The organism is Paenibacillus gallinarum, from assembly GCF_014836635.1.
GTDB lineage: Bacteria > Bacillota > Bacilli > Paenibacillales > Paenibacillaceae > Paenibacillus > Paenibacillus gallinarum.
Window position 1 is genome coordinate 52,331 of record NZ_JACSQL010000018.1, and the last position, 10,545, is coordinate 62,875.

Annotated in this window: 13 protein-coding genes; 11 read left to right on the forward strand and 2 right to left on the reverse strand. The window is 40.6% G+C overall.

Annotation, left to right across the window (positions count from 1 at the left end; all coding sequences use genetic code 11):
• Positions 1-14: 14 nt before the first annotated feature.
• The 8 genes from rplQ (at position 15) to H9647_RS23355 (ending at position 6,580) form a co-directional block, all read left to right on the forward strand.
• Positions 15-380, forward strand: coding sequence for a 50S ribosomal protein L17 (rplQ, locus tag H9647_RS23320; protein WP_160036628.1), 366 nt, complete (start codon positions 15-17; stop codon positions 378-380).
• 178 nt (positions 381-558) lie between these two features.
• The gene (truA, locus tag H9647_RS23325) at positions 559-1,374 is read left to right on the forward strand and encodes a tRNA pseudouridine(38-40) synthase TruA (protein ID WP_191804552.1); all 816 of its coding nucleotides are present in this window, start codon (positions 559-561) and stop codon (positions 1,372-1,374) included.
• Positions 1,375-1,541: 167 nt separating this feature from the next.
• The gene (gene rplM, locus H9647_RS23330) at positions 1,542-1,979 is read left to right on the forward strand and encodes a 50S ribosomal protein L13 (RefSeq protein WP_191804554.1); all 438 of its coding nucleotides are present in this window, start codon (positions 1,542-1,544) and stop codon (positions 1,977-1,979) included.
• A gap of 19 nt (positions 1,980-1,998) precedes the next feature.
• On the forward strand, positions 1,999-2,394 hold the full coding sequence (rpsI, locus tag H9647_RS23335) for a 30S ribosomal protein S9 (RefSeq protein WP_191804556.1): 396 nt from the start codon (positions 1,999-2,001) through the stop codon (positions 2,392-2,394).
• A gap of 220 nt (positions 2,395-2,614) precedes the next feature.
• The gene (locus tag H9647_RS23340) at positions 2,615-3,307 is read left to right on the forward strand and encodes a phosphoadenylyl-sulfate reductase (protein WP_191804558.1); all 693 of its coding nucleotides are present in this window, start codon (positions 2,615-2,617) and stop codon (positions 3,305-3,307) included.
• 50 nt (positions 3,308-3,357) lie between these two features.
• Positions 3,358-4,527 (forward strand): sulfate adenylyltransferase, encoded by a 1,170-nt coding sequence (gene sat / locus H9647_RS23345; protein WP_191804560.1) that lies wholly within the window; start codon positions 3,358-3,360, stop codon positions 4,525-4,527.
• A 120-nt stretch (positions 4,528-4,647) separates the two neighbouring features.
• Positions 4,648-5,376: an N-acetylmuramoyl-L-alanine amidase CwlD gene (cwlD, locus tag H9647_RS23350; protein WP_404822653.1), complete on the forward strand. Its 729-nt coding sequence runs from the start codon at positions 4,648-4,650 to the stop codon at positions 5,374-5,376.
• Positions 5,377-5,470: 94 nt separating this feature from the next.
• A complete protein-coding gene (locus H9647_RS23355) occupies positions 5,471-6,580 on the forward strand; it encodes a P-loop NTPase (protein WP_191804564.1) in 1,110 nt (369 codons plus the stop codon).
• Between the two features lie 101 nt (positions 6,581-6,681).
• On the opposite strand, the gene gerD is transcribed toward H9647_RS23355, so the two are convergent.
• On the reverse strand, positions 6,682-7,446 hold the full coding sequence (gene gerD, locus H9647_RS23360) for a spore germination lipoprotein GerD (protein WP_225229528.1): 765 nt from the start codon (positions 7,444-7,446) through the stop codon (positions 6,682-6,684).
• Positions 7,447-7,574: 128 nt separating this feature from the next.
• On the opposite strand from gerD, the gene H9647_RS23365 reads away from it, so the two are divergent.
• A complete protein-coding gene (locus tag H9647_RS23365) occupies positions 7,575-8,177 on the forward strand; it encodes a KinB-signaling pathway activation protein (protein ID WP_191804567.1) in 603 nt (200 codons plus the stop codon).
• 17 nt (positions 8,178-8,194) lie between these two features.
• Here the strand turns inward: H9647_RS23365 and pdaB are convergent, their stop codons facing one another.
• Positions 8,195-9,007 (reverse strand): polysaccharide deacetylase family sporulation protein PdaB, encoded by an 813-nt coding sequence (pdaB, locus tag H9647_RS23370; RefSeq protein WP_191804569.1) that lies wholly within the window; start codon positions 9,005-9,007, stop codon positions 8,195-8,197.
• Positions 9,008-9,118: 111 nt separating this feature from the next.
• On the opposite strand from pdaB, the gene H9647_RS23375 reads away from it, so the two are divergent.
• Positions 9,119-9,730 carry a stage II sporulation protein M gene (locus tag H9647_RS23375; protein ID WP_191804571.1) on the forward strand — a complete coding sequence of 204 codons (612 nt, stop codon included), beginning with the start codon at positions 9,119-9,121 and terminating at the stop codon, positions 9,728-9,730.
• Between the two features lie 92 nt (positions 9,731-9,822).
• Positions 9,823-10,050: a hypothetical protein gene (locus tag H9647_RS23380; protein ID WP_160036639.1), complete on the forward strand. Its 228-nt coding sequence runs from the start codon at positions 9,823-9,825 to the stop codon at positions 10,048-10,050.
• Positions 10,051-10,545 lie beyond the last annotated feature (495 nt).

Consider the following 10,545-nt stretch of genomic DNA (forward strand, 5'->3'; position numbering starts at 1 on the left):
AAGGAGGGGAAAACATGGCATACCAAAAGTTGGGTCGTAACTCCAGTGCTCGTAAAGCATTGTTCCGTGACCTCGTAACGGATCTGTTCTTATATGAGCGCATTCAAACGACGGAAGCGAAAGCGAAAGAAGTTCGTTCTATCGCTGAGAAATTGATCACTAAAGCTAAAAAAGGTGATTTGCACGCACGTCGTCAAGTTGCTGCATATGTGCGCCGTGAAACAATTGATGGTGAACAGGATGCAATTCAAAAACTGTTCAGCGATATTGCACCACGTTACACTGAGCGTCCAGGTGGATACACTCGTATCATGAAACTGGGACCTCGTCGCGGTGATTCTGCACCTATGGTTTACTTGGAATTAGTAGACCGCGTGTAATATTAGGCGAGAGTGAAGGAAGGGTGGACAGGATCTAGGTTCTGAACTGCCCCTTTTTTTCACTTGCGCTACGCTGTAGTTTGGGGAGGAGCTCCGAGAGGAGCTCTTTTTCATTGTGGTGCTTGCATTCGATACGAAGTGGTTACTGTGATTAGTATGGTATGATGAGGTGAGAATAATGCGGAACATTTGTATGCGTGTGAATTATGATGGAACGGATTACTTTGGTTTTCAGACACAGCCCATTGGCAACACAATACAGGATGTTATCGAGAAATCGATTAAATATCTGACTGGAGAGGAAATCAAAATCCATGCCTCAGGACGTACTGATGCTGGGGTCCATGCAAGGGGACAAGTGTTTCACTTTCACACAGAGTCCAAGATTCCTCTTGAACGCTGGTGCATGGCTCTTAACACAAGACTTCCTGACGACATCCTTATAACAGATGCATATGAAGTACCACTCTCATTTCATTCCCGGCGCTCTGCCAAAAGAAAAACTTATCGTTATACGATTAATGCGAATCAATTTGCAGATCTATTTAATCGACGAATACAGCTGCACCATCCAGGCAAGCTCGATATTAAGGCAATGAATGAAAGTCTGCCGTACTTACTAGGTACGCACGACTTTACTTCTTTCGCATCTAGGCATTCAACGAAGGATTCCCATGTCAGGACTTTATATGAAGCGCGAATGGACCACGACACTTCCATGTGCAGAGTGGATCATCCGCGAGATCAAGGTATTATTCATATCTATTTGACCGGTAATGGTTTTCTTCAGCATATGGTGCGAATTATTATCGGTACGCTCTTGGAAATAGGAGAAGGGAAACGTCAGCCTGAAGATATGAAACATATTCTGGCTGCACAAGACCGCTCTGCAGCTGGTCCTACAGCGGTTAGCAAGGGTTTAATGTTATGGAATGTAGAGTACGAAAATCTCCTAAAAAAAACCTGCGATAATGTCTTGCGAAGTAGCATTTAATCGTGTAATATATAAGTTGTGTTTTCTTAATGGCTTTCCCACAGCCCCACTTAAGTAAACAATATGCAACACACGTAAATCCATCAAACTAACAGCAACTTTTAACGAATATAAATGATAACTATTAATGCGTATTATGAACGCGATATTTAAAGGAGGATCTTTTCATGCGTACCACTTATATGGCTAAGCCTAGTGAAGTTGAGCGTAACTGGCACATCATTGACGCTGAAGGCAAAACGCTTGGCCGTTTGGCAAGCGAAGCTGCGGCTCTGATCCGCGGTAAACATAAGCCACAATTCACTCCACACGTTGACACTGGTGATTTCGTTGTTGTCATCAATGCTGAGAAAATTGTTCTTACAGGTAAGAAAATGGAGAACAAAAAATACTATCGTCATTCCATGCACCCAGGTGGCCTCAAAGTCACTGTTGCAAAAGACATGGTGAAAAACAAACCTGAACGTATGATCGAACTTGCTGTACACGGCATGCTTCCTAAAACACGTATGGGTAACCAAATGAAACTTAGATTGAAAGCATATGCTGGCGCTGAACATCCACATGCAGCACAAAAACCTGAAGTTTACGAACTTCGCGGATAATTAAAAGGAGGACAGTTTCATGGCACAAGTACAATACTATGGGACAGGTCGTCGTAAACATTCGGTAGCTCGTGTTCGCCTTATACCGGGTGAAGGACGCATTGTCATTAACAAACGTGATATCAACGATTATTTCGGCGGTTTGGAAACACTCAAACTGATCGTTAAACAACCACTTGAACTGACTGAAACTACAAGCAACTACGATATTCTCGTTATTGCTCACGGTGGCGGTATTACTGGTCAAGCAGGAGCAATTCGTCACGGTATCTCCCGTGCACTTCTTAAAGTAGATCCTGAGTACCGTGGAAGCTTGAAAAAAGCTGGCTTCTTAACACGTGACTCACGTATGAAAGAACGTAAAAAATACGGTCTTAAAGCGGCTCGTCGCGCACCTCAGTTCTCCAAACGTTAATCTGTTCGGATCAAAAGTCCTTTCTTCTTCGGAAGAGAGGACTTTTTTTGCTGTTTACATAGTAGGAATATAAGATGAATATCAATAATTACTAATAATTCTGACAGTTTGCCTTGGAAATAGCATTGACATCCAACTGGAAATATTTATACTTAATTGTAATTCATATCATATATATCGGTTTAGTGTAAAAAATATACCCCTGTGGGAGGTCTTCATTGTGAATCTGTTAGAAAAAGAAGAGTTGGCTAGAGACAAGGCAATTGAACTGGAAGATGCTTCTCCAGAAGAGATTATTCGTTACGCTGTAGAGACATTCCCGAACATCACTTTTGCATGTAGTTTTGGTGCGGAAGATGTTGTTTTAGTGGATATGATTCAAAAAGTCAGTCCTTCTACCGATATTTTTTATCTTGATACAGACTTTCACTTTAAAGAGACGTATGAAACAAGAGATCGACTTGTAGCACGCTATCATATTGATTTCGTTCGAGTGTCTCCGAAATTAACACCAGACGAACAAGCGGCTGCTCATGGTCCAGAACTTTGGAATTCTGAGCCTAACGCTTGCTGTAATATTCGCAAAGTAGAACCGCTTACCCGTATTTTATCCCAATATGATGCGTGGATTACTGGCATCCGCCGAGATCAAGCCCCGACTCGTGCTAACTCTAAGAAGGTAGAGTATGATACGAAATTTGGACTTATGAAATTCAACCCAATTGCCGGATGGACTAATGAGGATGTGTGGAAATACATTAATGAAAATAATCTGATTTATAATCCATTGCATGATCAAAACTACCCTAGCATTGGCTGTGAACAATGCACTAGACAAGTGATGCCAGGTGAAGATCCGCGCGCTGGGCGTTGGTCAGGTAATGATAAGACCGAATGTGGGCTTCATAAATAACATATCTATCACGTTGCTAAAGTGTGTATAGACTATAGGGAGATGAGATCATGGCATCGATATTACCTCACGGTGGTACATTAGTGAATCGAATTGTAGAAGATAAGAATCGGGAAGAATTACTTCAAACCGCAGAGAAACTAAGAAAATTACCGATTAGCAACTGGACCATTTCTGATCTTGATCTCATAGGGGTAGGAGCTTTTTCTCCGCTTACGGGCTTTATGAATGAAGCAGACTATCAGTCCGTGATTGAAGGAATGAGACTTTCGGATGGCACCGTTTGGAGTATACCTATTACGCTTGACGTTGATCGGGATACGGCACAAACCCTCCAAATTGGTGAGACCATTGCACTTACAGGTCAAGAGGACAATGTTATATACGGCACCCTCAAGATAGAGAGTATTTATGAAGTTGATCATGATAAAGAGGCGAAGAATGTTTATAAGACAAATGATCAGGAACATCCAGGGGTAAAAAAGCTGTTTGAACGTTCTGTCTTTTATATTGGCGGTCCCATCTTCGTGTTAAACCGTAAACAACCTGCTAAATTTAATGAGTTCTACTTTGACCCCCAACAAACACGGCAACTTTTTCAACAAAATGGCTGGAAAACGATTGTTGGTTTCCAAACACGGAACCCTGTTCACCGTGCCCATGAGTATATCCAAAAAAGCGCCATGGAGATTGTAGATGCATTATTCCTTAATCCGCTGGTAGGCGAAACAAAATCAGACGACGTTCCCGCCGATGTTCGTATGAACAGTTATCTAGCGCTGCTTGAGAATTATTATCCTGCCGATCGCACCTTTTTAGGTGTCTTTCCAGCAGCAATGCGTTATGCGGGCCCTAGAGAGGCTATTTTCCACGCGATTGTACGCAAAAACTATGGATGTACTCATTTTATTGTTGGTCGGGATCACGCTGGAGTAGGAGACTACTACGGTACCTATGAGGCTCAAGAGATATTTACTAACTTTACAAGAGAGGAACTGGGGATTACTCCTCTTTTCTTTGAACATAGCTTCTTTTGTTTAAAATGTGGCAACATGGCTTCTGCCAAAACATGCCCGCATAGTAAAGAAGATCATATGACCTTGTCGGGTACCAAAGTTAGAGCTCTTCTCCGTGATGGCAAGTGCCCGCCGCCTGAATTCACACGTCCAGAAGTGGCCCAAATATTGATTGAAGGTATGACGGAACACGTTACGTCTTAGATTTCATAAGTTTGTCCATATGAACGGTATATTTGTCCACCTCGTCCCATATAGATCATTATGGTCATTTATGGGATCGGAGGTGGCTTTTTTATGCGTAAACAGCGTTCAAGCAAATTGATGGTATGGATCCATGTAAGCACCATGAAAAAACTGATGATGGGTTTTCTCTTGCTGGCACTCTTTATCTGTATTGCAGTGTATGAGGTCCCGGCATCGAAAACATGGAGTTCGTGGAGCTTGCCGCTATCAGGTAAGGTAATAGCTCTAGATGCTGGTCATGGAGGACCTGATGGGGGAGCTGTCAGCAAACAAGGGATCATTGAGAAAGATATTAATTTAGCAGTGGCTCTTTACTTACGTGATTACTTGCAGCAAGCAGGTGCCACAGTGGTGATGACAAGAGAAAGAGATGTGGACCTAGCTCCCCCTGACACCAAATCTTATTCGAGACGAAAAACAGAAGATTTAAAGCAGCGAGTTAAAATGATTAATGACAAAAAAGCAGATCTTTTCATTACGATCCATATGAACAGTATTCCTTCAAACCGCTGGAGTGGTGCTCAAGTATTCTATTACCCTAATCATGAGGATAATGCAGATTTTGCTGCGCTTGTACAAGATGAGATAAGAAGGAATCTTGAGAACACAGACCGAATAGCCAAAACAGTAAACACTGTATATCTGCTGCAAGCGCTAAAAATGCCAGCGGTATTAGTAGAAGTTGGTTTTCTTTCTCATCCTGAGGAGTCTAGACTTCTTGCGGAAGAAGAGTATCAACGCAAAGTGGCTGCTTCGGTGTACAAAGGGATTTTAAGATACACGTCTGGTGAAAAAATGAAAAAGTAAGCCCTCCGCACCTCGGTGAGTGATATAATGGACGTGTATGAGAAAGATCTGAGTGAAATACATGCCAATAGACTAAAGCTGAGGTGCAATTATCATGTTATCAAGAGATCAGGTACTAGAAGTGCTTTCTACCTTGCAAGAGCCTATGAGCGGTCTGTTATTTACAGATTTGCAGTTTATTCGGGATATCATGGTAAAAGAGGACAGTGTGGCTTTAACCTTGATTTGTTTGACCGATGATGAAAACGTTCGCAATATACTAAAAAATAATGTCACAGCTCTTCTTCAGGAAGCGGGCGTACAAGAGGTCCATGTAAGAATGCGCCTTGCATCAGCTGCGGAAAAAGAATCCCTCCCTAGCTCTGAACAGAAATCAACAAAAGAAACGGAACCTGCCGATGATGAAGTACTTGTAAAAGGACACGCGGCTGGTATGGAGTCTCATGAATTGCTCGATCCCAAATCCGGAGTTACCTTTATAGCTATTGCTAGTGGTAAAGGAGGAGTAGGGAAATCAACGGTCACCGTTAACTTGGCTGTTGCGCTGGCGAGACAAGGCAAAAAAGTAGGGATCATAGATGCGGATATCTATGGATTTAGTATCCCAGATATGATGGGCATTGAAGATGCGCCTGTACTGATAGATGGAGTAATTGAGCCGGTTGAGCGTTTTGGTGTGAAAGTGATGTCTATGGGATTCTTTGTACAAGAGAACAGCCCTGTCATTTGGAGAGGGCCGATGCTTGGCAAGATGTTGCGACAATTTTTTAGTGATGTAAATTGGGGGGATTTAGATTATATGATCCTTGATTTGCCTCCGGGTACAGGGGATGTCGCGCTAGACGTACACCAAATGATTCCGCAAAGCAAAGAAATTATAGTAACGACACCGCATGCCACTGCGGCATTTGTTGCTGCCAGAGCAGGGGCTATGGCCATTCAAACCAATCATGAATTGCTTGGAGTAATAGAAAATATGGCTTACTACGAGTGTAGTGCATGTGGTACAAAAGATTATGTATTTGGAAGAGGTGGAGGAGGGCGACTAGCAGAAAGCTTGCACACGGAGCTTCTTGCTCAAATCCCATTGGGTTCTCCCGATAATCATATATCTGAGCCGGATTTTTCGCCCTCAGTATATAAGGAAAATACAGAGATCGGCAAAATATATGATGAAGTAGCCAAACATCTAATTACAGGCTAAAGTTTATAATTAAAGAAAATCATATAAGATTATACTCAAAAGGCCAAGCGATCCGCTTGGCCTTGTTTTTCCTGAATAAGTTACTACAAGGTAATACTTAGTTAACTACCGCTACCACTGCCCTCACCACCACTACTACTGCCGCCTTCTTCCTTTTTACCACCTTGGCTCTTGGATTGGTCTTTCTTTTCTTGATCTCCTCCAGCACCTTCGCTTTGTTTAGGCTGAAGTTCTTCTTTGACGACTGACTTTAACAGCTCCATAACTTCCATCCGAAAAATAGGATTTTGCATGGCTTCCTGCATAACACTCATTGTCTGTTTACGATAATCTGCCGTTTGGGTTAGTTGTAATAACATTTTAGTCATTTCGGGCGATTTTAATATATCTTCCATTGATTTTTGATAGGAGGGATCTTTAATGAGTTCCATATGAATTTGTTTACTTTGGGAATTGACTACTTTAGCAAAATCCCCGGCAAATTTTGGATCTTTCATAATTTCCTCAAATACTTTTTTATATTCAGGAGAAGACAAGGTATCTTTAACGGCCACTCTGATTTCATCTGAAGAGCTCTGTGCAGTGAGCATTTTTATTCCTAACCCTTTAGATGTATTTACTGAACCACTTGAATTGTTTCCCGAACCTGCTTCGCTGGATGAGCCTTGGCCCGAACTACTTTCTCCGAGAAGAGCTTCTTCCAGAGCTTTTTTACCTTCATCGCTTTTTAGAATATCAATGACCATTGTCTTTGTTTCTTTATAACTCCCCTGCGGAGCAGCACTTGGATTATCAGACCCGCAACCGGATAAAAATAAAGCCAGACCTCCTGCAATACATAAACATTTAATGCTATGCCACTTCAATTGCTTCACATCCCCTTTTTCTGAATAACTGAATGTAGTATGTGGGGCAAGGAAGGGATTTATGTCTGTAAAGCCATGGTGTTTTTTAGAGATCGTTGGTAAAATAAACACTTGGAGGTGGAAAAGTTTTGAATTTAAGGAAATGGTTTAATTTATTTTGGCAAACCTTATGTATTGGCGGGATCGCGTCATTAATAACGGGACTAATACTCACCACGGGGGAGTACAAGCCATCAAGTACTGCAGATTTCCTATTGTATCTACTTATCTTATTCGGAGCGGGTATGATGATTAGTGTCTACTCACAGCTTGGCTTTTTCGCTTACTTAATCCTTAATTATATGGGGAGAGGCACATTTTCTATAAAAACATGGAATTACATTCAGTTAGCGCTAACGATTCTTGCCTTACTTGAATTAATGTTCTTCCGTATATTTATGGATAACAGTAAAACGGGGTTTACAGATATGCTGCTTAGTTTGATTATTTTAGCGACTGCACTTGTAACCGCATATTTTAAAGTAAAAGCTACAAATAGTAATGCCCTAATACCGACTTTATTTTTCATGATCGCTTTGACCATAGTGGAGACCATTGGTGTATTAAATATTGGGGAAAATGCAGCTACTACGTTTACCGTGATTCCGCTTCTTGCTTGTAATACATATCAAATTCTTATGCTTCACCGAATTGTACCAAGAACGGATTCCAAAGCAAAAGAGCTAACTTAAGCGTTAGCTCTTTTTGTTTATAGTCCCGCTGCGTCTTCAATTTGTTGATCAATAAAGGCTTGGTCGCGTACCTCGGTACCTTTTACATTAGACTGATTAATTAATTCGGATACAGTTACGAACTCATATCCTTTTTGACGAAGCTGATCAATAATAATAGGTAATGCTTCATGAGTTTGTTTTACAGAGTCACTGGCATGAAGAAGAACAATATCACCGGGATGGGCTTTACTGACAACACGATTCACAATTTGATCCACTCCAGGGTTCTTCCAATCGAGGGAATCGGTATCCCACTGAACAACCTGATAGTTAAGGTTATCTGCAATGCGTAGTACTCGCTTATCGAAATCCCCGTTTGGAAGGCGGATTAAGTTCGGTTCTTTTCCAGACACATCGGTTAAAATAGAATGGGCTGTTGAAATTTGCTTTTGGATTTCTTCTTCCGTTAAACTACTGTAATTCACATGTTTATATCCATGGCTACCAATTTCAAAGCCGGCATCTTTAATCGTTGTGACCATATCAGGGTGTGTTTTAGACCAAGGGGCTGATAGAAAAAAAGTAGCCTTTTGTACATTTTTATCTTCAAGTACTTTTAGAATTGGTTCGGTGCGTTTATCCCCCCAGCTGATATCAAACGTCAGGGCGATTAATTTTTTCTCTGTTGGTACACTATAAACCGCGGTTGGAGAACCTCCGCCTTCAGAGAATACGGACACATTTTCTGTCTCCACGTAGATGATTCCAAGAGTGAAGATGGCTGCAGCGAAAACAATGAGGAATTTCTTAATCTTTCGACCATTTAAAACATAGAAGTATGAATTCATAATCGATGCTCCTTCCATTTACCAATTCGTTTACTTTTATGTGTATGCTCGTACCTTGTACATATGACAAGCAACCGAACCTTAATGAAATTATAGAAAGAGGGGGACAACATGTTTCATTTAAAAACTTTTATTAAAGATCTCAGATCGTTATCAAAATATGTGTGGGCAGCTGCCATCATTTTTTTAGTTGGAGGAATTCTTGGTTGGATTAGCACCGGTGCTTTGCAAGAAATTATGATTCAGCAAATCAGCGGGATAAAAGAAATCAGTGAGCAGTTGCAGCAAGGGAATAATGTACAGTGGAACTTTTTTACGTTTATATTTTGGAATAATGCAACAAAGGCCATACTTGTGATTTTTGCTGGAGCACTAGCAGGGGTGGTGCCTATCATTTTTCTTGTTATTAACGGGGGAGTTTTAGGCTTTTTACTGCATTTATCATGGCAACAGGGTGTGAGTATGTACGATGTGGTTGTAAAAGGGTTGCTACCGCACGGAATTATAGAAATTCCAGCTATCATTGTTGCATGTGCATTTGGTCTAAAGTTTGGTGTGCTTATCATTAAATCCTTAGGCCAGGGAATTAAGAGTACTCGCAATCGAACTACAGACTTACGGTCCTTTATAAGACAAACCGGTACAGCATCTGTCTGGATTGTTATTCTCTTGTTCATTGCTGCCATTATTGAAAGCACGATAACTTTTGCGCTTGTAAAGTAATTTAAGAATGAATTCATATTTTTCCCAAAACATGAGCATAACAATAAAACATCTTGTAAGGCAGATAAAATACATGATGAAGGAGTATTGTGATGCTCGGAATGCTGTTTAATGAAAAGGAATGTAAAGAACTAGATTATGTGATTCGCAAAGAACTTGATGAGATGCTACTCGATCTCGGTGATTCTAGGCTGGATCGTGAAATCCGATATGCTATAGCTAATCGTTATAAAACAGTCTTCCGTATGTATGCAAGATTTGCGCCTGCAAAAGAACTTTCTAAGTACGCGAGAAATGCACGGATTTCACAATTTAAATAATGATGTGGATATAAATATCCCCTACGGTCCATTTTTAAATGGATTTGAAGGGGATTTTGTTCTATATATCTAACTAAATAGAGGCAGTTTAGAGAGGGCTGTTATTGGCAATAAAGGGTTAAGAGAACTCAATAAGTGCTGTATAACTTTTTTATAAAAAGGTATTGACTCAGTTAGCAAAAATGTGATAAATTATAACTCGTTCCTTTGAAGTAAACATTCTGGTCAACAGGATGTGAAAAGACTTTCGAAAAAAGCTTCAAAAAAAAGTCTTGCATTATCGAAGAGAACATGATATATTATAAAAGTCGCCGCTGAAATTAACAAACGGTGATGAACACGAGGTTAAATGAAAGAATTTGATCTTTGAAAACTGAACAACGAGGAGTTTTACGTAAGTGAAACTCATGAGTGAATGAATACAATTTCAACTTGTTGGTCATAACAAGTTGAATAGAGAACTTTTAGTTCTCGTCAGCATTTTCTAAATGAGCA

Excerpts from the sequence above, each read along its gene's own strand:
- truA (WP_191804552.1), top strand. The coding sequence starts at position 559 with ATGCGGAACATTTGTATGCGTGTGAATTATGATGGAACGGATTACTTT.
- H9647_RS23380 (WP_160036639.1), top strand. The coding sequence starts at position 9,823 with ATGCTCGGAATGCTGTTTAATGAAAAGGAATGTAAAGAACTAGATTAT.
- rplQ (WP_160036628.1), top strand. The coding sequence starts at position 15 with ATGGCATACCAAAAGTTGGGTCGTAACTCCAGTGCTCGTAAAGCATTG.
- pdaB (WP_191804569.1), bottom strand. The coding sequence starts at position 9,007 with ATGAATTCATACTTCTATGTTTTAAATGGTCGAAAGATTAAGAAATTC.
- H9647_RS23355 (WP_191804564.1), top strand. The coding sequence starts at position 5,471 with ATGTTATCAAGAGATCAGGTACTAGAAGTGCTTTCTACCTTGCAAGAG.
- sat (WP_191804560.1), top strand. The coding sequence starts at position 3,358 with ATGGCATCGATATTACCTCACGGTGGTACATTAGTGAATCGAATTGTA.
- cwlD (WP_404822653.1), top strand. The coding sequence starts at position 4,648 with ATGGTATGGATCCATGTAAGCACCATGAAAAAACTGATGATGGGTTTT.
- H9647_RS23375 (WP_191804571.1), top strand. The coding sequence starts at position 9,119 with ATGTTTCATTTAAAAACTTTTATTAAAGATCTCAGATCGTTATCAAAA.
- rplM (WP_191804554.1), top strand. The coding sequence starts at position 1,542 with ATGCGTACCACTTATATGGCTAAGCCTAGTGAAGTTGAGCGTAACTGG.
- rpsI (WP_191804556.1), top strand. The coding sequence starts at position 1,999 with ATGGCACAAGTACAATACTATGGGACAGGTCGTCGTAAACATTCGGTA.